The sequence below is a fragment of the Devosia sp. MDV22-iso42 genome, from assembly GCF_058629155.1.
Genome location: NZ_JBZVWR010000009.1, coordinates 77,504 through 96,867, shown reverse-complemented (window position 1 = coordinate 96,867; position 19,364 = coordinate 77,504). Strand labels below are relative to the sequence as shown.

At 63.9% G+C, this 19,364-nt stretch carries 20 protein-coding genes; 13 read left to right on the top strand and 7 right to left on the bottom strand.

What is annotated here, in order from left to right; genetic code table 11:
- The first annotated feature begins 102 nt into the window (after window positions 1–102).
- The 3 genes from rlmN to AC4NN3_RS10365 all read left to right on the top strand — a co-directional run bounded on the left by rlmN (window position 103) and on the right by AC4NN3_RS10365 (window position 2,193).
- A complete protein-coding gene (rlmN, locus tag AC4NN3_RS10375; protein ID WP_491927024.1) occupies window positions 103–1,308 on the top strand; it encodes a dual-specificity RNA methyltransferase RlmN in 1,206 nt (401 codons plus the stop codon).
- Window positions 1,308–1,619, top strand: a complete 312-nt coding sequence (locus tag AC4NN3_RS10370; protein WP_491927023.1) for a VOC family protein — start codon at window positions 1,308–1,310, stop codon at window positions 1,617–1,619. Before rlmN ends, AC4NN3_RS10370 begins: the two co-directional genes overlap by 1 nt.
- 154 nt (window positions 1,620–1,773) lie before the next feature.
- Window positions 1,774–2,193 carry a GNAT family N-acetyltransferase gene (locus tag AC4NN3_RS10365; protein ID WP_491927022.1) on the top strand — a complete coding sequence of 140 codons (420 nt, stop codon included), beginning with the start codon at window positions 1,774–1,776 and terminating at the stop codon, window positions 2,191–2,193.
- Window positions 2,194–2,208: 15 nt separating this feature from the next.
- Here the strand turns inward: AC4NN3_RS10365 and AC4NN3_RS10360 are convergent, their stop codons facing one another.
- From AC4NN3_RS10360 to AC4NN3_RS10350, 3 genes are all read right to left on the bottom strand, one after another.
- Window positions 2,209–2,367 carry a YqaE/Pmp3 family membrane protein gene (locus tag AC4NN3_RS10360; protein WP_193337771.1) on the bottom strand — a complete coding sequence of 53 codons (159 nt, stop codon included), beginning with the start codon at window positions 2,365–2,367 and terminating at the stop codon, window positions 2,209–2,211.
- A 51-nt stretch (window positions 2,368–2,418) separates the two neighbouring features.
- Complete coding sequence (locus AC4NN3_RS10355) at window positions 2,419–3,066, bottom strand: LysE family translocator (protein ID WP_491927021.1); 648 nt, start codon at window positions 3,064–3,066, stop codon at window positions 2,419–2,421.
- 81 nt (window positions 3,067–3,147) lie between these two features.
- Complete coding sequence (locus AC4NN3_RS10350; RefSeq protein ID WP_491927020.1) at window positions 3,148–3,615, bottom strand: Lrp/AsnC family transcriptional regulator; 468 nt, start codon at window positions 3,613–3,615, stop codon at window positions 3,148–3,150.
- Between the two features lie 130 nt (window positions 3,616–3,745).
- Between AC4NN3_RS10350 and AC4NN3_RS10345 the strand changes: the two genes are divergently transcribed.
- The 9 genes from AC4NN3_RS10345 (at window position 3,746) to leuB (ending at window position 13,480) form a co-directional block, all read left to right on the top strand.
- Entirely contained in the window at window positions 3,746–4,972 is a 1,227-nt protein-coding gene (locus AC4NN3_RS10345) for an argininosuccinate synthase (RefSeq protein ID WP_491927019.1), read from the top strand.
- Between the two features lie 159 nt (window positions 4,973–5,131).
- A complete protein-coding gene (locus AC4NN3_RS10340) occupies window positions 5,132–7,231 on the top strand; it encodes a putative bifunctional diguanylate cyclase/phosphodiesterase (protein ID WP_491927018.1) in 2,100 nt (699 codons plus the stop codon).
- A gap of 237 nt (window positions 7,232–7,468) precedes the next feature.
- Window positions 7,469–9,283 carry a translational GTPase TypA gene (gene typA, locus AC4NN3_RS10335; protein WP_491927017.1) on the top strand — a complete coding sequence of 605 codons (1,815 nt, stop codon included), beginning with the start codon at window positions 7,469–7,471 and terminating at the stop codon, window positions 9,281–9,283.
- A gap of 174 nt (window positions 9,284–9,457) precedes the next feature.
- The gene (locus tag AC4NN3_RS10330) at window positions 9,458–10,066 is read left to right on the top strand and encodes a DedA family protein (RefSeq protein WP_491927016.1); all 609 of its coding nucleotides are present in this window, start codon (window positions 9,458–9,460) and stop codon (window positions 10,064–10,066) included.
- Between the two features lie 95 nt (window positions 10,067–10,161).
- Window positions 10,162–10,767 carry a 3-isopropylmalate dehydratase small subunit gene (gene leuD / locus AC4NN3_RS10325; protein WP_491927015.1) on the top strand — a complete coding sequence of 202 codons (606 nt, stop codon included), beginning with the start codon at window positions 10,162–10,164 and terminating at the stop codon, window positions 10,765–10,767.
- A 4-nt stretch (window positions 10,768–10,771) separates the two neighbouring features.
- On the top strand, window positions 10,772–11,197 hold the full coding sequence (locus tag AC4NN3_RS10320) for a GNAT family N-acetyltransferase (RefSeq protein ID WP_491927014.1): 426 nt from the start codon (window positions 10,772–10,774) through the stop codon (window positions 11,195–11,197).
- A 2-nt stretch (window positions 11,198–11,199) separates the two neighbouring features.
- On the top strand, window positions 11,200–11,595 hold the full coding sequence (locus AC4NN3_RS10315; RefSeq protein WP_491927013.1) for a RidA family protein: 396 nt from the start codon (window positions 11,200–11,202) through the stop codon (window positions 11,593–11,595).
- Between the two features lie 13 nt (window positions 11,596–11,608).
- Window positions 11,609–12,253 carry a CPBP family glutamic-type intramembrane protease gene (locus tag AC4NN3_RS10310; protein WP_491927012.1) on the top strand — a complete coding sequence of 215 codons (645 nt, stop codon included), beginning with the start codon at window positions 11,609–11,611 and terminating at the stop codon, window positions 12,251–12,253.
- A gap of 126 nt (window positions 12,254–12,379) precedes the next feature.
- Window positions 12,380–13,480: a 3-isopropylmalate dehydrogenase gene (gene leuB, locus AC4NN3_RS10305; RefSeq protein WP_491927011.1), complete on the top strand. Its 1,101-nt coding sequence runs from the start codon at window positions 12,380–12,382 to the stop codon at window positions 13,478–13,480.
- A gap of 102 nt (window positions 13,481–13,582) precedes the next feature.
- On the opposite strand, the gene rpsP is transcribed toward leuB, so the two are convergent.
- Together rpsP and ffh are read right to left on the bottom strand one after the other, a co-directional pair.
- Entirely contained in the window at window positions 13,583–14,005 is a 423-nt protein-coding gene (gene rpsP / locus AC4NN3_RS10300; RefSeq protein WP_491927010.1) for a 30S ribosomal protein S16, read from the bottom strand.
- 28 nt (window positions 14,006–14,033) lie between these two features.
- The gene (gene ffh, locus AC4NN3_RS10295; RefSeq protein WP_491927009.1) at window positions 14,034–15,626 is read right to left on the bottom strand and encodes a signal recognition particle protein; all 1,593 of its coding nucleotides are present in this window, start codon (window positions 15,624–15,626) and stop codon (window positions 14,034–14,036) included.
- Between the two features lie 416 nt (window positions 15,627–16,042).
- Here ffh and AC4NN3_RS10290 point away from each other — a divergent pair, with 416 nt between their 5' ends.
- The gene (locus tag AC4NN3_RS10290; protein ID WP_491927008.1) at window positions 16,043–17,152 is read left to right on the top strand and encodes a GNAT family N-acetyltransferase; all 1,110 of its coding nucleotides are present in this window, start codon (window positions 16,043–16,045) and stop codon (window positions 17,150–17,152) included.
- Between the two features lie 55 nt (window positions 17,153–17,207).
- Here AC4NN3_RS10290 and AC4NN3_RS10285 read toward each other — a convergent pair whose 3' ends face one another.
- Both AC4NN3_RS10285 and AC4NN3_RS10280 read right to left on the bottom strand, forming a co-directional pair.
- Window positions 17,208–18,155 carry a cupin-like domain-containing protein gene (locus AC4NN3_RS10285; protein ID WP_491927007.1) on the bottom strand — a complete coding sequence of 316 codons (948 nt, stop codon included), beginning with the start codon at window positions 18,153–18,155 and terminating at the stop codon, window positions 17,208–17,210.
- Window positions 18,152–19,327, bottom strand: a complete 1,176-nt coding sequence (locus AC4NN3_RS10280) for a GNAT family N-acetyltransferase (protein ID WP_491927006.1) — start codon at window positions 19,325–19,327, stop codon at window positions 18,152–18,154. Before AC4NN3_RS10280 ends, AC4NN3_RS10285 begins: the two co-directional genes overlap by 4 nt.
- Window positions 19,328–19,364: the final 37 nt, after the last annotated feature.

Below are 19,364 nucleotides of genomic sequence, written 5' to 3'. Positions count from 1 at the left end.
GACCGCTGCGCATTCCAGCTCCGCTCGTGGTGATTTTGCCTAAAGCGCCCCCATATGCTATGGGCCGGGCCAATCCCGCCGTTTCCGGACCTTTCGCACGCCATGAGCATTGCGCTGAACCTTGACCATTCCTCGACCATCCGGCCGGCCAGCAGCAGCCGGCCGTCGCTGATTGGCCTGAGCAAACCCCAGCTGGCAGCGGCGCTGACCGAAGCGGGGATCGCGGCCGACAAGGAGGCGCGCATGCGCGCCAGCCAGCTGTGGAACTGGCTCTATGTGCATGGCACAACCGATTTCGACCGCATGAGCAATGTGGCGGCGCCGGTGCGGCAGAAGCTGGCCGATGTGTTCAACCTCGACCGTCCCGAGATTGTGTCCGAGCAGGTCTCGAGCGACGGCACGCGCAAATGGCTGTTCCGTTTCCGCGATCCGGCCAATCCGAACTATCCCCCCGTCGAGGTCGAGACCGTCTATATTCCCGAGGAAGACCGCGGCACGCTGTGCGTCTCCTCGCAGGTGGGCTGCACGCTGACCTGCTCGTTCTGCCACACCGGCACGCAGAAGCTGGTGCGCAACCTGACCGCCGGCGAGATTCTCGGGCAGATCCTGATGGCGCGCGAGCAGCTGGGCGATTTTCCCGGCGGCACGCGCCCCGACGATGGTGGCCTGGTCCCCGCCGCTGGTACTCGCGCGATCACCAATGTGGTGATGATGGGCATGGGCGAGCCGCTCTACAATTACGATAACGTCAAGCAGGCGCTGCTGATCGCCTCGGCCGGCGATGGCATGAGCCTTTCCAAACGCCGCATCACCCTGTCCACCTCGGGTGTTGTCCCCTTCATCGAGCCGACTGGCCGCGAAATCGACGTCATGCTGGCCATTTCCCTGCATGCCACCAATAATGACCTGCGCGACGTGCTGGTGCCGATCAACAAGAAGTGGCCGCTCGAAGAGCTGCTGGAAGCCTGCCGCACCTATCCGGGCGTTTCCAATTCGCGCCGTATCACCTTTGAATATGTGATGCTGGACGGCATCAATGACAGCGATGCCGAGGCGCGCGAGCTGGTGCGGCTGCTGGCCGGCATTCCGGCCAAGATCAACCTGATCCCGTTCAATCCCTGGCCCGGCGCCAATTATGGCACCTCGCCCTCGAGCCGCATCGAGCGGTTTGCCGATATCGTCAACAAGGCCGGCTATGCCAGCCCGGTGCGCACGCCGCGTGGCCGCGATATCTTTGCTGCCTGCGGCCAGCTCAAGAGCGAAAGCGAACGGCTGAGCAAGAAGGACCGCGAGGCGCTGGCGGGATAATGGCTGCGGTGCTGGTGCCGGAGCTATCGGTCAGCGATATCGACCGCAGTCTGGCCTTCTATTGCGGCGTGCTGGGGTTCGGCCTGCGCTATCAGCGCGCCGACGAGGGCTTTGCCTTTGTCGACATTGCTGGCGCCGGCCTGATGCTCGATCAGCTCGGGCTGGGCCGCGACTGGGTGACCGGTGCACTGGAGCCGCCGTTTGGACGGGGCGTCAATTTCCAGTTCGAGCTGGACGATCTGGAGCCGCTGCTGCAGCGCCTGGCTGCCGGCAAAATCACGCCGCTTGTGCCCGTCGAAACCCGAACCTAGGCGGTGGGCAACCGGCAGCTGACGCAGCGGCAATGGTGTGTGCAGGATCCGGACGGCTATCTGCTGCGGTTCTGCGCAATCATCTAGCTGCTTGTTGGCCGCTATTGCTGGCGATAGTCTGGCATGATGGCAGCGCAAAAGCGCAGGTTGAGCAATGCACTTGAGAGTTCATCGCGTCTGTGCCGGACAGGTCGGGCTATTTTCGTCGGTTGCCGCCGACGTGTTTGACGAAGCCATCGATCCAGAGCGACTGGCGCGATATCTTGACGCGTCCGGCCATCTCATGGTGCTGGCGCTGGATGGCCATCTGGTTGTGGGCCAATGCGCCGGCGTGCTGCATCACCATCCCGACAAGGTCAGCGAGCTCTATGTCGATGAGGTTGGCACGGCGACGTCGCATCTGCGCCAGGGCATCGCCACGGCCATGCTGGCCGAGCTGTTCGCCTGGGGGCGGGAACTGGGCTGTGCGGAGGCCTGGCTGGGCACCGAGCTCGACAATGACGCGGCCAATGGCCTGTATCGCCGTTTCGGCGGGGCGGAGGACACCATCAAATATTATCAGTTCAAGCTCTAGCCGGCAGCGGTGTGCCTATTTGCGCAGGATGATCCAGACGGCGTGGATCAGGCCGGGGAAATAGCCCAGCAGGGTCAGCAGGATATTGAGCCAGAAATGCAGGCCGAGGCCGACCTGGAGAAAGACCCCGACGGGCGGGATGATGACCGACAGAATGATGCGCAGAACGTCCATGGCAGGCCCCCTTATATGACGCAAGCCAACGGGTGAACGGCCCAGGCGTTCCTATTTGCGGCCTTCGGCCAGCAAGATTGTCGCCGCAAAGGCCATGAAGACAGCGGCGAAGCTCCAGTTCAGTGCCTTGGAAACCCAGGCATTGTCGCGCAGCGTGCTGGTCAGCCACTGGGCGAACAGCACGATGGCAATGACCACGGGCAGCGAGACGGCGACGAATTCGACGCCCAGAAACAGCAGCTTGCCCACGGCATCCGGATCACTGGCGGAGACGAACTGGGGCAGGAAGGTGACGAAGAACAGCGCCACCTTGGGGTTGGTGAGGTTGATGCCGAGCCCGGTCATGTAGCTCTGGGCCAGGCTGGGCGCCTTGCCGCCGGCACGGGTGACCAGAATGCCGCCACCACTGCGGATGGCCTGGATGGCCAGCCAGACCAGATAGAGTGCACCGACAATCTTGAGCGCCCAGAAGGCGGCGGGCGCCGCCACGATCAGCACGGAAATGCCGAAGGCCACCAGCATGGTGTGGACAGCGATGCCGGTCAGGGCGCCCAGCACGGTGGCAAAGCCGTGCCGCTTGCCGAAATTCATGGTGCGCGAGACAAACAGCGCCATGTCCGGCCCGGGCGTCACGGCCAGCACGAAGCCGGCCAGGGCAAAGGCCAGGATGACAGCAAGATCGGGGACAAAGGCGGGCATGGCGGTTTCCCGGAGAAGCGGCGCAGCGGATGCCATCAGCTCTAGCGCAGGGCCGCGGCGCTTGCCAGTGCGCGGCCGGGATCAGAGCAAAGGCAGTTCGGTACTGGCCTTGATGGTTTCCATCGGCACGTCGGTCTTGACGCTCTGCACGCTTGGGATGCGGGTCAGGTGATCGGACTGGAAGCGCCAATAGGCGTGCAGGTCGGCAGTGACCACCCGCATGATGGCGTCGCATTCCCCGGTGGTCAGATAGCATTCCACCACTTCGGGGAAGCCGCGCACGGTTTCGGCAAACTGCTGGGTGACGGCGGCGTCCTGGGTCTTGAACCAGACTCGCACGAAGACCGTCAGGCCGATGCCGATCCGGGCCGGGTTGAGCACGGCGACATAGCGGTCGATGATGCCGGACTGCTCGAGCAGGCGCACGCGGCGCAGGCAGGGCGAGGGTGACAGGCCCACCTGATTGGCCAGGTCCACATTGGAAATGCGCCCGTCCTGTTGCAGCACGCGCAGAATGCGGCGATCGATGGCATCAAGCGTTGGCGGCATAACGTGCTTTCTCCGACAGGATCTGTGGCGTTTCATGCCACAGGTGGGCTCTGACGTGAAGTTTTGGCAAGATTATTGCGTTTGAGTTGGTCTATCCTCCCACATCATCACCATTTGAACGACAGAGCTCATGGCAAAAGACATCAAGAAAGTCGTGCTGGCCTATTCGGGAGGTCTCGACACCTCGATCATCCTGAAATGGCTGCAGGAAACCTACCAGTGCGAGGTGGTGACCTTCACCGCCGATCTCGGCCAGGGCGAAGAGCTCGAGCCGGCGCGCAAGAAGGCCGAGCTGATGGGGATCAAGGATATCCGCATCGAGGACCTGCGCGAGGAATTCGTGCGCGACTTCGTGTTCCCGATGTTCCGCGCCAATGCGGTCTATGAGGGCGTCTATCTGCTGGGCACCTCGATTGCCCGGCCGCTGATCGCCAAGCGGCTGGTGCAGATCGCCCAGGAAGTTGGCGCCGATGCCATTTCCCATGGCGCCACCGGCAAGGGCAATGACCAGGTGCGGTTCGAACTGACCGCCAATGCGCTCGACCCCTCGATCAAGGTGATCGCGCCCTGGCGCGAATGGGATATCTCCTCGCGCACCCAGCTGATCGACTATGCCGAAAAGCACCAGATCCAGGTGCCCAAGGACAAGCGCGGCGAAGCGCCGTTTTCGGTGGATGCCAATCTGCTGCACACCTCCTCGGAGGGCAAGGTGCTGGAAGATCCCGCCGATGTGGCGCCCGAATATGTCTATCAGCGCACGGTGGATCCCGTGGATGCGCCCAATGAACCCGAGATCATCACCGTGGGCTTCGACAAGGGCGATGCCGTGTCGGTCAACGGCGTGACCCTGTCGCCTGCGGCGCTGCTGACCAAGCTCAACGAGCTGGGCGGCAAGCATGGCGTGGGTCGGCTCGACTTGGTGGAGAACCGCTTTGTCGGCATGAAAAGTCGCGGCGTCTACGAGACGCCGGGTGGCACGATCCTGCTGGTGGCCCATCGGGGCATCGAATCCATTACCCTCGATCGCGGCGCCGCCCATCTCAAGGACGAGATCATGCCGCGCTATGCCGAGCTGATCTATAATGGCTTCTGGTATGCGCCCGAGCGCGAAATGCTGCAGGCGCTGATCGACAAGAGCCAGGAATTCGTCGCCGGCGAGGTCACCATCAAGCTCTACAAGGGCAGTGCCAGCGTCATCGCGCGGACCTCGCCGATGTCGCTCTATTCGATGGACCTGGTGACGTTTGAAGAAGGCAGCGGCAGCTATGACCATCATGATGCCGAAGGCTTTATCCGGCTTAACGGGCTGAGGCTCAAGACTTTTGCCGCCCGCAACCGGCTGCTTGGTCGTTCCTGACGCTCACAATGGGGCCGGCGGGACGATTCGCCGGCCCTGCGCCATTGTCCTTAATGTATCGTTAAGCGGTTGCTACTAGCGTTCACATCGGCGTCATATTAGTCGCCGAACGAAAGGGTTCGTCGAGTGCGGGCAGCAGACGCTGGCAACTTGAGCGAAATGGCGGAAGCATTGCTGCTTGATGCCGCGCTTGAAAATATTCCTTATGGGTTTTGTGTCTGGTCGCCGCAGTTCCGCCTGGTGATGTGGAACCAGCACTATAGCGACTTCTATGGGTTCTCCGATGACGCGCTGCAGCGCGGCATGAGCCTGGAGGATGTGGTACAGCTCAGTTCGCGCCTGGGCAACCATCCGGACATGAGCCCGGAGGAATTCTACGAGACCTATACCGGCGAGCTGCTGGCCAACCGCAACGGCGCCCGGCTCAAGAGCCAGGAAGTGGTGCGGGGCGGCCGCACCATCGAAACAGCGCATGCCTATTCGGCGGCGCTGGGCTGGGTGGTGACCCATGAGGACATTACCGACGAGGTCGCGCTGACCGAAGTGGTGCAGAAGCGCAAGCTCGAGCTGGAGCGGCAGAACATCCGGCTCGACGCAGCCGTCAACAATATCAGCCAGGGCCTGTGCATGATGGATGCGCGCGGCAGGCTGGTGATCTGCAACGAACCCTATGCGCGCATCTATGGCCTGCCCGAACACCTGCTGCGTGCCGGTACCCAGCTCGAGGATATTCTGGGGCATCTGTTCGATATGGGCATGAGCACGGGCGGCACGCGCGAGGAATATATCGCCTGGCGCCGCGATGTCATCGCTCGGCGCGAATATGGCAAGAACATCCATGAGCTGAACAACCGTACCATCATGATGCAGCACCATCCGATGAAGGATGGCGGCTGGGTGTCCACCCATGAGGACATTACCGAGCAGAAGCAGAACGAGGCGCGCATCCAGCACCTGGCGCGGCACGATGCGCTGACCGACCTGCCCAACCGCATCGAGTTTCTTGACCAGATGGCCAAGGCGGAGTCCGGCCTCAGCCGGGGCGAAATGGCGGCGGTGCTCTATATCGACCTCGATCATTTCAAGGCGGTCAATGACACGCTGGGCCATGCGGTGGGCGACGAGGTCATCAAGCAGGCCTCGGCGCGGCTATGGGGCGCCACGCGGGAAACCGACGTGCTGGCGCGGCTGGGCGGCGACGAATTTGCGCTGCTGATGCGCCCGATCGACGGACCCGACGCCGCCGCCCGGGTGGCCGACCGGATCATCCAGTCGATCGGCCAGCCCATGCTGATCGGCGGCCAGATGATCGAAATCGGCGCCAGTGTCGGCATTGCCGTGGGTCCCGGGGACGGGGTCAAGACCGATACGCTGGTCAAGAATGCCGATCTGGCCCTGTACAAGGCCAAGAGCGAGGGTCGCTCGACCTATCACTTCTTCGAGGCGGGCATGGACGCCGATCTGCAGCAGCGCCGGTCCATCGAGGCCGGGCTGCGGCTGGCGCTGGCCCGCCACGAATTGCGCCTGGTCTACCAGCCATTGCTGGGGCTGGCGGAAAACCGGGTTATCTGCGTCGAGGCGCTGCTGCGCTGGGACCATGGCGACCGAACGGTGTCGCCTGTCGAGTTCATTCCCATTGCCGAGGAAACCGGACTGATCGTACCGATCGGCGAATGGGTATTGCGCGAAGCGACCAAGGCGGCGGCCAAATGGCCCGGCGCGGTGCGGGTGGCGGTCAATCTGTCGCCGATCCAGTTCAAAAACCGCGACCTGGTGAGCCTGGTGCAGTCGGCGCTGGCCGATGCAAGCTTGCCGGCGTCGCGGCTGGAGCTGGAAATAACCGAATCGCTGCTGCTGGCGGAAAACGAGACCACGCTCAAGGCGCTGCACGAACTGCGCGGCATGGGCGTTCGTATCTCCATGGATGATTTCGGCACCGGCTATTCCTCGCTGAGCTATCTGCGCAGCTTCCCCTTCGACAAGATCAAGATCGACCGCTCCTTCATGCATGACCTGACCTCGCGCAAGGACAGCCAGGCCATCATGGAGGCGGTGATCGGCCTGGGCCGCTCGCTGGGGATGTCGACCACGGCCGAGGGCGTGGAGACCGAAGAGCAGCTGGCGCTGGTGCGGGCGCAGGGGGCCACCGAGGTGCAGGGCTTCCTGTTTTCGCCGCCGCTGCCGCCCAAGGCGCTGCTCAACCTGCTGGTCGCGGAAGCCAAGGCGGCAGCGCCCGCCCTGCAGAAGCGGGCCGGTTGAGGCGCTGATCGGCGCGGCCCATTGCCCAGCCATCGGGCGCGGCGTGAGACGTCGCAACCCACCCCTGCATCGCTCGCGCTTGTGGAAAAGCCCATCTTCCTGTAATGCAGCCCCGAATGCGCCAATCCCCTTTTGTCGGGGAGCTGGCGCGCGTTCATTCCTGCATGGTTCAGCCGCTTGTTGCCGCCCCTATCGCGGCCCGAGGTTTTGGGATCATGCCAAACAGGCCGGATCCATATGTCCTTGCGCAATATCGCTATCATCGCCCACGTTGACCACGGTAAGACCACGCTGATCGACGTCCTGCTCAAGCAGTCGGGCTCCTTCCGCGAAAACGAACGCGTCGAAGAGCGCGCCATGGACAGCAATGATATCGAGCGCGAGCGCGGCATCACCATTCTGGCCAAGGTTACCAGCCTGCTGTGGAAAGACACCCGCATCAATATCGTTGACACCCCCGGCCACGCCGATTTCGGCGGCGAAGTCGAGCGCATCCTGTCGATGGTCGATGGCGTGGTCATCCTGGTGGACGCGGCCGAAGGCCCGATGCCCCAGACCAAGTTCGTGCTCGGCAAGGCGCTGGCCCAGGGTCTGCGCCCGATCGTGGCGATCAACAAGATCGACAAGTCGGACGAACGCCACCTCGAAGTGCTCGAAGAAATCTTCGATCTGTTCATCGCGCTCGACGCGTCGCCCGAGCAGCTCGATTTCCCCGTGCTGTACGGTTCGGCCAAGCAGGGCTGGATGGCCATGGAGCCCGAAGGCCCCAAGGACGATCTGGGTCCGCTGCTCGACAAGGTCATCGAGCATGTGCCAGAGCCGACGGTGGAAGAAGGCCAGTTCCGCATGCTGGTCACCACCATCGAGCGCAACCCCTTCCTGGGCCGCATCCTGACCGGCCGCATCACCTCGGGCACCGTCAAGTCGAACGATCCGATCCACACCCTCAACCGCGAGGGCAAGGAAGTCGAAAAGGGCCGCGTCTCCAAGGTGCTGGCTTTCCGTGGCCTCGAGCGCACGCCGGTGGATTCGGGCGAAGCGGGCGACATCGTCGCCATTGCCGGTCTCGTCACCTCCACCGTGGCCGACACGATCTGCGCGCCGCAGGTGACCAAGCCGATCGCGTCCAAGCCGATCGATCCGCCAACTCTGTCGGTGACCTTCCGCATCAATGACGGCCCGCTGGCCGGCCGCGAAGGCGACAAGGTGCAGTCGCGCGTGATCCGTGAACGCCTGATGCGCGAAGCCGAGGGCAATGTGGCCATCCGCGTCACGCCCGGCGAAGACAATGACAGCTATGACGTGGCCGGCCGCGGCGAGTTGCAGCTGGCCGTGCTGATCGAAAACATGCGCCGCGAAGGCTTTGAGCTCACCATTGGTCGCCCCAAGGTGCTGTTCAAGGAAGAGAACGGCCAGAAGCTCGAGCCGATCGAGGAAGTCATCATCGACGTCGATGACGAGCATACCGGCACCGTGGTGCAGAAGCTGACCGAGCGGAAGGGCGAACTGACCGACATGCGCCCGTCCGGCATTGGCCGTACCCGCATCCAGCTGCTGGTGCCTACCCGCTCGCTGATCGGCTACCAGCCGGAACTGCTCAGCGACACCCGCGGCACGGCCATCTTCAACCGCCTGTTTCACTCCTTCGTGCCGTTCAAGGGCGATCTGCCCGGCCGTCGCACCGGCGTGCTGATCTCCAATGGCGCCGGCCAGTCCGTGGCGTTCGCGCTGTGGAATCTGGAAGACCGCGGTCAGATCATGATCGACTCGGGCGTCGACATCTATGAAGGCATGATCATTGGCGAGCACAACCGCGAGAACGATCTCGAGGTCAACGCGCTCAAGGGCAAGCAGCTCACCAATATCCGTACCACGTCCAAGGACGAAGCGGTGCGCCTGACCACGCCCAAGAAGCTGACCCTCGAGCAGTCGCTGGGCTATATCGCCGAAGACGAATATGTCGAGGTGACGCCAAAGTCGCTGCGCCTGCGCAAGATCTGGCTCGACCCCAATGATCGCAAGCGCATGAGCCGCGTGTCCAAGTCGGCCTGACGACAATTTGGGGGTCGGGGCCTGCCGCCCCACCCCCTCCCAACCTCCCCATCAGGGGAGGCATTGCTCCGCTCTAGGGCAAGATCGCGCCATTTCACAGTTCCGTAGCGCCCTTAATTGAGGCCAGGAGGGGGTGATGATTGGCCCCCATCCTGCATATCGAGAGGCAGACGCATGACTGACTGGATCATCCAGACCATAGCCGAGCTTGGCTATGTCGGCATTTTTCTCGTCATGCTGGCGGAGAGCCTGTTTCCGCCGATCCCATCCGAACTGATCATTCCCTTTGCCGGCTTTGCCGCCGCCAATGGCGATCTCAACCTGTTTGGCGTCATCGCCACCGCCACGGTGGGCGCGGTGGTGGGCATGCTGCCCTGGTATTATGCCGGGCGCGTGTTCGGACTGGCCCGGGTGCGCCGTCTGGCCGACCGTTTCGGGCGCTTGATGGCCTTCAATGCCGACGAGATCGACATAGCCGTGGGCTGGTTCACCCGCTTCGGGCCGATCATCGTGCTGTTCGGCCGGCTGATGCCGCTGATCCGCACGCTGATCTCGATTCCGGCCGGGCTGTCGCGCATGAGCCTGCCGGTTTTTGTGGCGGCGTCCGGCGCCGGCGCGCTGATCTGGAATACCATCCTGACCATGGCCGGCTATATCCTGCATGAGCATTACCACGTCATCGAGGTGGTGCTCGACCCGCTCAGCTATGGCGTGCTGGCGCTGGTGGTGCTGGTCTACCTCTTCCGCGTGGTCACCTGGAAGCCGAGCAAGCAGCCCGGCTAGTCCCCAACGGGGCGCCGGCGAACGCTTTGCGGCATTCACGGCTTGACCGCGGGCGCGGTTTTGCGCCAAGACCGTTGCCAAAGCGAGGTTTCCTCATGGACAAGTTCATCAGCCTGACCGGTGTCGCGGCGCCCCTGCCGTTCATCAATATCGATACCGATATGATCATCCCCAAGCAGTATCTGAAAACCATCAAGCGCACCGGCCTCGGGACGGCGCTGTTTTCCGAGATGCGCTACAAGGATGATGGCAGCGAAAACCCCGACTTCGTGCTCAACAAGCCGGCCTATCGCGACGCCCAGATCATCGTGGCCGGCGACAATTTCGGCTGTGGCTCGAGCCGCGAGCACGCGCCCTGGGCGCTGCTGGACTTTGGTATCCGCTGCGTGATCTCGACCAGCTTTGCCGACATCTTCTACAATAACTGCTTCAAGAACGGCATCCTGCCCGTCGTGGTCTCGGCCGAGCAGCTCAAGCTGCTGATGGACGATGCCGAGCGCGGCTCCAATGCCACGCTGACGGTGGACCTGGAAAGCCAGACCATCAAGGGTCCCGATGGCGGCACGCTGCATTTCGACATCGATCCGAGCCGCAAGCAGATCCTGCTCGAAGGCCTCGACGACATTGCCGGCACGCTGAAGTCCGACCCCTCCATCACCTCGTTTGAAACCAAGATGGCGGCCAACCGCCCCTGGCTCTGATTTCATGGTCGAGATCGGCTACGAGGCCGAGCTGCAGCCGGACAGTGCAGCGGCGATCAGCGCGGCGCTGACCGCCTTCAACCGGTCCAAGGCGCCGCAGTTTCCGGCGCCGCGTGATATCGGGCTGACCCTGCGCGATCCGGCCTCCGGCGTCGTGGATGGCGGGCTCACCGCGCGCGTCAGCTTCAACTGGATGTTCGTTGAACTGCTGATCGTGCCCGAGCGCCTGCGCGGGCAGGGCGTGGGCAGTCAGATCATGGCCAAGGCCGAAGACGTGGCCCGCCAGCATGGCTGCGATGGCATCTGGCTGGATACCTTCAGCTTCCAGGCGCCGGGCTTTTACGCCAAGCTGGGCTATGTCGTGTTCGGCGAGATCGCCAATTATCCGCCCGGCGCCAGCCGGTTCTTCCTTCACAAACACCTGAGTTGATCATGGTCCAGCGCGTTTCCACCGGCTCCCCCTTCGAGGCTACCTTCGGCTATTCCCGTGCTGTCCGTCATGAGGACACCGTCTACGTGTCCGGCACCACCGGCTATGACTATGCCAGCATGACCATGCCCGACGACGTCGGCGCCCAGGCGGCCAATGCGCTGGCGACCATCGACAAGGCGCTCAAGGAAGCTGGCTCGTCGATCCAGGACACCGTGCGGGTAGTCTATTATGTCGGCGACCGCGCTGATGTCGATGCGGTGGTCAAGGCCGTGGGCCCGGTGTTCAAGGATATCCGGCCCGCTGCCTCCATGCTGATCGTGCAGATGATCGAGGCCGGCATGAAGATCGAGATCGAGGTCACCGCCCGCATCGGCGCTGCCGGCAGCCATAGCTGAGCCAGGCCGGGTGATGTCCGGTCGGCAGATCGCCCTGGTCATGCATGCAGCGCTCCTTATCGGGGCGCTGTTTTTCATCGTGCCTTGGCTTACGGCCTGGGATGCGCGGGCCGGTTACCTGCTCGTCTTGGGCTTTTCCTGGCTGGCCTTCTGTGTCCCGGTCATCGCCTTGCATGCCCTGCCAGGCAATGACGGGCGACTGTTCTCGGAAAAGCTGGCCTGGCGCGACTGGTGGATCCTGCCGCTGCTGCTGGCGCAGGCAAGCCTGGTGGCAGCGATCTACTTTGTGCCCCATACGGCCTTGCTCAGCACGAACGGGATGTGGCTGGCCTTTCTCGTCGCGGCGATCCATGCGCCGCTCGAGGAGCTGGCCTGGCGGGGCGGGTTCATCGCCACCTACCGGACCCGGCCGCGCCTCGGTTTCTGGCTGGGCTGGGCGTTGTTCACTGCCTGGCACATGCCGCTGGCGCTCACCTTGGGTATCACCTTTGCGGGCGGCGCCCTGGCGCTGATCGGGGGCGCGGCGGCGCTTGGCTTGCTGTGGAGCTGGATCGCCTGGCGGACCGGCTCGGTCTTCTATGTGGGCCTGGCCCATTTCATCAGCAGTTTTGTCGCCTTCTGGGTACTGTTCGAGCGCAATGGCTTTGTCGGGGGCTAAGTCAGAGCCGGGGGTCGGTCGGCACGACGATGAGACGTTTTCAGCGGGGCACAGCTTGCGCAGATATGACGATTGCCGCTATGAGCAAGGTCAAAGGCGTAACCACCAGTACGGCAAGGATCCCTCATGGCCACCCATTCCCTCTTCCTGCTCCCCGGCGACGGCATCGGCACCGAGATCATGGCCGAGGTCGACAAGCTGATCGCCTGGAGCAATGGCGAGCAGCTGACCGACTTTGCCACCGAGCGCGGCCTGGCTGGCGGCGCGGCCTATGATGTCCATCAGGTGGCGATCACCGATGAGGATACCGAAAAGGCCAAGGCGGCCGATGCGGTGATCTTTGGCGCGGTGGGCGGGCCGAAATGGGACAATGTCCCCTATGAGCACCGCCCCGAGGCGGCGCTGCTGCGGCTGCGCAAGGAAATGGCCGTGTTCGCCAATCTACGCCCCGCCATCTGCTATCCGGCTTTGGCCGATGCCTCCTCGCTCAAGCGCGAGCTGGTGGAAGGGCTCGACATCCTGATCGTGCGCGAGCTGACCGGCGGCGTCTATTTCGGCGAGCCCAAGACCATTACCGAGCTGGGCGACGGGCAGAAGCGCGCCATCGATACCCAGGTCTACGAGACCTATGAGATCGACCGCATTGCCCGGGTCGCCTTCGACCTGGCGCGCACGCGCAACAACAAGGTGCATTCGGCTGACAAGAAGAACGTGATGAAGTCCGGCGTGCTGTGGGATGAAGTGGTCAAGGGCGTCGGCAAGGATTATGCCGATGTCGAGCTGCACCATATCCTGGCGGACAACGCCGCCATGCAGCTGGTGCGCAATCCCAAGCAGTTCGACGTCATGGTCACCGACAATCTGTTCGGCGATATCCTGAGCGACGTCGCTGCCATGCTGACGGGTTCGCTCGGCATGCTGCCTTCGGCATCGCTGGGTGCGCCCGACCCGGTCACCGGCAAGCGCAAGGCCTTCTACGAGCCCGTGCACGGTTCGGCCCCCGACATTGCCGGAAAGGGCATTGCCAATCCGATCGCCATGATCGCCAGCATCGCCATGGCACTGCGCTACAGCTTCGGCATGATCGAGCTGGCCACCCGCATCGAAAACGCCATTTCTGCCGTCCTCAGCGACGGGCTGCGCACCGGCGACATCGCCCAGGACAACCGCAAGACGGTCGGCACGGAAGAAATGGGCGCAGCGATCCTGGCCAAGCTCAAGGCCTAGAATCGCGCCATCGACACCCGCCCCTGCGGGGGAATTCAGAACAGATACAAAAAGGCCCCGGTGTTTCCACCGGGGCCTTGATCATTCAGGTGTGCGCCAGACTTACTCGGCGGCAGGGGCTTCTTCAGCAGCAGCTTCTTCGACAGGCGCCTCGACGACCTTGGGAGCGTTCTTGAGCTCTTCGGCAGCGGCCAGCTTGGCGGCCTTTTCTTCAGCGCGCTGGGTGGCCTTTTCGCCGGGCTTGCCCTTGTCGGGGTTGTTGCGGGCTTCGCGGTTCATCACGCCGGCGACGTCGAGGAAGCGCAGCACGCGGTCGGTCGGCTGGGCGCCAACGCTCAGCCAATGCTTGGAACGCTCGAGGTCGAGCACGACGCGGCCCTCATTGTCCTTGGCCAGCAGCGGGTTGAAGGTGCCAAGCTTTTCGATGAAGCGGCCATCGCGGGGCGAACGGGCATCGGCAACGACGATCTGGTAGAATGGGCGCTTCTTGGTGCCACCACGGGCCAGACGGATCTTGAGGGACATATTGGTATCCTAGGGTTGGTTGAAACGGTTACTTTTTCTTGCCCAGGCCAGGCAGGCCGGGGAAACGGGGAGCGGCGGAAAAGCCGGGCAAAGCCGGTCCGCCAGCGGATTTGAGCAGGGCGCCGACATCGGTCGGCAGCGCCTTGGAAGCGGGGGCAGCCGGGCCGGGCAGGCCCTTGAGCTGGCTGGGGTCGATACCGGCCTGGCGGGCCATCTGTTCGAGCTGGGCGGGGTCCATCTTGGAGAGGTCGGGCATGCCGCCCATGCCCCCCATCATCTGGCCCATCTTGCCCCCCATCATGCCGCCCAGCGCACCCATGCCACCCTTGCCGACCTTTTTCATCATGTCGGCCATCTGGCGGTGCTGCTTGGCCAGCTTGTTGATTTCGCTGACCTCGACGCCGGCGCCGGCAGCGATGCGCTTGCGGCGGCTGGCATTGAGCAGGTCGGGCGCGGCGCGCTCCTTCTTGGTCATCGAATTGATGATGGCGATCTGGCGATCGAATACCTTCTCGTCGACATTGGCCCCGGCCATGGCCTTTTTCATCTGGCCCATGCCCGGCATCATGGCCATCAGTCCGCCCATGCCGCCCATCTTCTTCATCTGGATCAGCTGGCTGCGCAGATCGTCGAGGTCAAAGGAGCCCTTCTTGAGCTTCTTGGCCATCTTCTGGGCGTCTTCGGCCGAGACGTGTTCGGCGGCTTTTTCGACCAGGCTGACAATGTCGCCCATGCCCAGGATGCGGTCGGCGATGCGGCTGGGGTGGAAATCCTCCAGCGCATCCATCTTTTCGCCGGTGCCGATCAGCTTGATCGGCTTGCCGGTGGCAGCGCGCATCGACAGGGCTGCGCCGCCACGGCCATCGCCGTCGACGCGGGTCAGCACGATGCCGGTAATGTCGAGGCGCCCGTCAAAGGAGCGCGCCACATTGATGGCATCCTGGCCGGTGAGTGCGTCCACGACCAGCAGGATTTCGTGCGGATTGGCGATGTCGCGGATGCTGACGGTCTCGGCCATCAGCTCGTCGTCGATATGAGTGCGGCCGGCGGTATCGAGGATCAGCACGTCATAGCCGCCGAGGCGACCTTCTCGCTCGGCGCGGCGGGCGATCTCGACCGGGCTCTCGCTGGTGACAATGGGCAGCGTATCGACGCCGACCTGTTCGCCCAGCACGCGCAGCTGTTCCATGGCCGCGGGACGGCGGGTATCGAGCGAGGCGAGCAGGACCTTCTTTTTCTGGCGGTCCTTGAGGCGCTTGGCGATCTTGGCAGTGGTGGTGGTCTTGCCCGAGCCCTGCAGACCGACCATCAGCAAGGTCACCGGAGCCTTGGCATTGAGGTCGATGGCGACGCTGGTTTCGCCCAGCACGGCGACGAGCTCGTCGTGGACGATCTTGATGACCTGCTGGCCAGGGGTCACCGAGCGGGTGACCTCGGCGCCCACGGCGCGGTCGCGGACCTGTTCGACAAAGGCCTTGACCACTTCGAGCGATACGTCGGCTTCGAGCAGCGCGCGGCGGATTTCGCGCAGCGCCAGGTCGACGTCGTCGGCGCTCAGCGCGCCGCGGCCGCGTAGTCCGTCAAAGATTTTGCCAAGCCGGTCGGAAAGGCTCTCGAACATTATCTGGTCCTCTTCTCTTCGGGCAATCCGAGAGAGATATGGGATCCATCAGTCCAAACGCCAAGCACACCCACGGGCGCAACGCGCTGGTGGGTGGTGGCCTCCGGGATCGTCGATACCTGCAAGGGGTCCCGGTCGGCTGGTCAGGAACTGGGCCTGATGAATGGGCTGGCTTTACGTCAATGGTGCCGGCGAGTCAACAAAGTCGGCCCCATCCCATCGCCACCGGCGGGGTCGGCATCGGCGCCGGCTTATCCCATCGCCCCATTAATCAAATCCTGCCCATTTAGCCGTTAGCGTGGCCGTCCAATCCGAAGCATGGACCAAGCCGACCGATGACATTGCTGACAGGGCGCAAAGCCGGACACGGGCCAATATCGGCCCAGAAGGCGTTTGACGTCGCAATCTTTCATGACATGGATGCGGCTGAGGCCGAATGGCGGGCGCTCGAGGCGGCTGCCGTGCTGACGCCCTATCAGCGTTTTGACTGGATCAAGGCATTGATTGCGGCCGGGCTGGAAAGCGACGCGGGACTGGTGATCGCCGTCATCCGCCAGGCGGGCGAAACCGTGGCGCTGCTGCCCTTGGCCATAAGGCAGCATTTCGGCTTGCGCGTCGCCACCATGCTGGGCACGGCGTCATCAAACAGCGACTGGCTGGTGGCGCTGCCCCGGTTCAATCCCGACCCGGCGACGCTGCAGGCGCTGTTGCGGCGTATCTGCCAGGCAGCGGGGGGCGCCGATCTCGTGACGCTCTACAACCAGCCCGCGCGCTGGCAGGGCATGGACAATGCAGTGCTGGCGCTGGACAAGGCACCGGGCGCCTCCAACACTTATGTGGCCACCATCGGGCCCACGCCAGTGCCCTATATCGAGCACAGGCTGAGCACCAAGCGACGCAACAATATCACGCGCGGCATGCGGCGGCTGGCAGAAAGTTTCGGACCGCTACGGACCGTGCGGGTCAACGATCTGGCGACGCTGGAAGCGGCGCACCAGGTGTTTCTCGAGCAGCGCGCGGCGCGGTTCGTCGAGATGGGCGTGCGCAATATCTTTGCCGAGGATGGATTTGTGCGCCTGTTCCGGCAATTGGCCTCGGCAAGCTTTGGCCAGAGCCGGCCGGCGCTGTGCCTGCATGTGCTTTATGCCGGCGAGGAGATCGCGGCCACCTGCTGGGGCGCCATGGCGGGCGACCACTATTCGCAATATATCAATTCGACCAGTTCGGGCCCGGCCTCGCAATATAGCTTGATGGCCATCCTGATCGGCACGGTGATGGATGACCTTACCCAGGCCGGGATCCTGACCATGGATATGGGGCTGGGCGATTTTGCCTATAAAAGCGAGTGGGCCGAGCGCGAACCGGTATTCCACAGCGTCATCGCGCTGACCCGCCGGGGGCAGCTGGCCGCCGCCGCGTCGGGCCTGCGCGATGGCATCAAGCGCCAGATCAAGCAGACGCCCCGGCTGTGGAATGCGGCCAAGCGGCTGCGCCAGTTCCTGTTCACCCTCACCCGCAAGTCCTGACCAAAAAGCGGCCGGTTGCCCGGCCGCCTGTGTTCCGGGATATCCCGCGCCGGCGCTACATGCCTGGCTTGGGTTTGGCCTTGTCGCGGTAGTAATAGTTGGCGTTCTTGCCCAGGACCAGCGTGCGGAGCAGCTTGCGCAGGCCCTCGCTCTGGCGCAGCGGCGCGGCCAGCAGGGCCAGGGCCTGCACGGCGGCGACCTTGAGTCCGTCCCATCCAGGGCTGACGCCGGGCGCCTGCTGGGGGAAGCCGCGGTCGCGCAGCATGGAATTGGCGACATAGAGATGGTTGCGCCGTTTCACCTCGGGGGTCTTCCAGGTAATGGCCAGCGAGATCGAATAGGTGTCCTTGGTCTTGACCCAGTGCGGCCAGATATAGGGCACGAAAACGCCTTCACCCGGCTTGAGCTCGTTGACCGTGCCGCGTGGGGCATAGGCATCGTCGAACTTGAGGTTGCGGTGCTTGGTGATCGCGTGCTCGATCTGGTCCTCGCTGGCAATGCTGCGATCGGTATTGTCGTAGATGGCAAACTGCTTGTCGCCATGGATCTGCACGAAGAAATTGTCCTCGCTGTCGAGATGGAACGGCGTCGTCGAGTTGGGCGAGGAAACGAACATGAAGCCCTGGATATCGGTGAACCGGGCATCCTTTGCGCCGGCAAAGCCGCGGGCTTTGGCCACCGAATCCAGCACCTCTTCGAGCAGGGCCTTGTAGGTGGGGTGATGCTCGACGCGCTTGAGCACCATCCAGGCGCCGGCGGTCTCGATCTGGGTGATGACGTCCTCGGGGTCGAGATCGACCAGCGGCGTCGCGGAGGGGTCCTGGCTCACCGCTGCCTTGCCAGAATTGTATTCGATGCGATCGCGCGGCAGGGCCTTGACCAGGTCGAGGATGGCCGGCAGCGTCAGGCGCGCATCGCCCACCAGGCCATGATTGATGCGGAAGGGCCGGTCGGGAAACTGGGTTTCAAAGGCGGCCGGTTCGGCGGTCAGCAATGCGGTCACGGACGTTTCTCCTTGGGGTTGGCCCGGGCATGCAGCAGCCGCTTGGCGTGGCTGCGGGCGGTGCGGCGAGCGGCCATCAGCGCGATGATGGCGCCGGCAAGCGGATCGTTGGGCATGGTGGGGATCAGCAGATCGCCAATTTGCAGCCGTTCCCGCCAGACATGGTCGATCATCGGATGGCCGGCATCGGCGGTGGAATCGACCAGGGCAATGGCCGGGTCGGCGGCAAAATGGTGGGTCAGTTCCAGCGTCAGCTGCACGCCCGGGGAATAGCGCGCGTGGTTTTCATCATAGGCAATCTTGAAGAACAGCGCCTGGGCGCCCTGGCGGATCACCAAGCCGGAGGCGATGACCGCGCCATCTAGGGTCAGTTCGGCAATTTCGACGCGCCCGTCGGCGCTGAGCCCGGCGGTGGCGGCGCGGATAAAGGCGGCGGCGTCCGGATTCTGCCCCAGGCCGGTGCCGCCCGCGCCCTTCCAGCCCATGGCTTCAAGGGCGAGAAAGCGCTCCAGCGCGGCCGCCACGTCTGCCGGAGTGCGGGCAAGGGCGAAGGCCACCGTGCCGTCATCGGCGAGCCGGTTGCGCAGGCGCCGCAATTCCTTGAGTCGCTTGCCGCCCAGGCCGGTCCGCAGATAGGGCTCAGCCGGCTGGGTGGCGTCGAACGCGGCGCGCTCATGCCGGTCATGAATGGCCGGGCGCAGGCCACGCTGCTCCATTGCCTCGCGCAGGGCCGCAAAGGCAGGACCGTCAAGGGTCATTGCCGGCAGTGACAGCACGCGGGCGCCGGCGGTCGCTGCCGCATCGATCAGGGCGCCGGCGGCAGTTGCCGCCGCATCCCGGTGCAGCAGGGGCACGCTGAGCGGGCTATAGGCCTGCAAGGCGACCAGAGCCGGCACAGGCAGGCGCAGCGCGCGCCACGCCGATACTACCGGCACCAGGCCGATCAGGTCACGGTCGGCATTGCTGGCATAGGCCAGCAGCAGGCCCGGCTTGGCGGCGAGGCCGGCGGCTGCCACGGCATAGTCGGGGCTGTAAAAGCCATTGGTCTGGACCGCTTTATCGCGCAGCCGGTTCCAGGCGGCGCGCGGCACGGCAGCCATGGGGACCACGGCAGGCCGCGTCGCCGGGCGTGCCACGCCCGGGGCTTTCTCCACGCTCTCTGCCGCCGTCATGCCCAAAATCATTCCCTGTTGCAGCCCCAAGCATAGG

Coding starts and splice junctions, on each gene's coding strand:
- leuB (WP_491927011.1), top strand. CDS start 12,380: ATGGCCACCCATTCCCTCTTCCTGCTCCCCGGCGACGGCATCGGCACC.
- AC4NN3_RS10360 (WP_193337771.1), bottom strand. CDS start 2,367: ATGGACGTTCTGCGCATCATTCTGTCGGTCATCATCCCGCCCGTCGGG.
- ffh (WP_491927009.1), bottom strand. CDS start 15,626: ATGTTCGAGAGCCTTTCCGACCGGCTTGGCAAAATCTTTGACGGACTA.
- rpsP (WP_491927010.1), bottom strand. CDS start 14,005: ATGTCCCTCAAGATCCGTCTGGCCCGTGGTGGCACCAAGAAGCGCCCA.
- AC4NN3_RS10310 (WP_491927012.1), top strand. CDS start 11,609: ATGTCCGGTCGGCAGATCGCCCTGGTCATGCATGCAGCGCTCCTTATC.
- AC4NN3_RS10340 (WP_491927018.1), top strand. CDS start 5,132: ATGGCGGAAGCATTGCTGCTTGATGCCGCGCTTGAAAATATTCCTTAT.
- AC4NN3_RS10290 (WP_491927008.1), top strand. CDS start 16,043: ATGGATGCGGCTGAGGCCGAATGGCGGGCGCTCGAGGCGGCTGCCGTG.
- AC4NN3_RS10330 (WP_491927016.1), top strand. CDS start 9,458: ATGACTGACTGGATCATCCAGACCATAGCCGAGCTTGGCTATGTCGGC.
- AC4NN3_RS10365 (WP_491927022.1), top strand. CDS start 1,774: ATGCACTTGAGAGTTCATCGCGTCTGTGCCGGACAGGTCGGGCTATTT.
- rlmN (WP_491927024.1), top strand. CDS start 103: ATGAGCATTGCGCTGAACCTTGACCATTCCTCGACCATCCGGCCGGCC.
- typA (WP_491927017.1), top strand. CDS start 7,469: ATGTCCTTGCGCAATATCGCTATCATCGCCCACGTTGACCACGGTAAG.
- AC4NN3_RS10355 (WP_491927021.1), bottom strand. CDS start 3,066: ATGCCCGCCTTTGTCCCCGATCTTGCTGTCATCCTGGCCTTTGCCCTG.
- leuD (WP_491927015.1), top strand. CDS start 10,162: ATGGACAAGTTCATCAGCCTGACCGGTGTCGCGGCGCCCCTGCCGTTC.
- AC4NN3_RS10320 (WP_491927014.1), top strand. CDS start 10,772: ATGGTCGAGATCGGCTACGAGGCCGAGCTGCAGCCGGACAGTGCAGCG.
- AC4NN3_RS10280 (WP_491927006.1), bottom strand. CDS start 19,327: ATGACGGCGGCAGAGAGCGTGGAGAAAGCCCCGGGCGTGGCACGCCCG.
- AC4NN3_RS10315 (WP_491927013.1), top strand. CDS start 11,200: ATGGTCCAGCGCGTTTCCACCGGCTCCCCCTTCGAGGCTACCTTCGGC.
- AC4NN3_RS10370 (WP_491927023.1), top strand. CDS start 1,308: ATGGCTGCGGTGCTGGTGCCGGAGCTATCGGTCAGCGATATCGACCGC.
- AC4NN3_RS10345 (WP_491927019.1), top strand. CDS start 3,746: ATGGCAAAAGACATCAAGAAAGTCGTGCTGGCCTATTCGGGAGGTCTC.
- AC4NN3_RS10350 (WP_491927020.1), bottom strand. CDS start 3,615: ATGCCGCCAACGCTTGATGCCATCGATCGCCGCATTCTGCGCGTGCTG.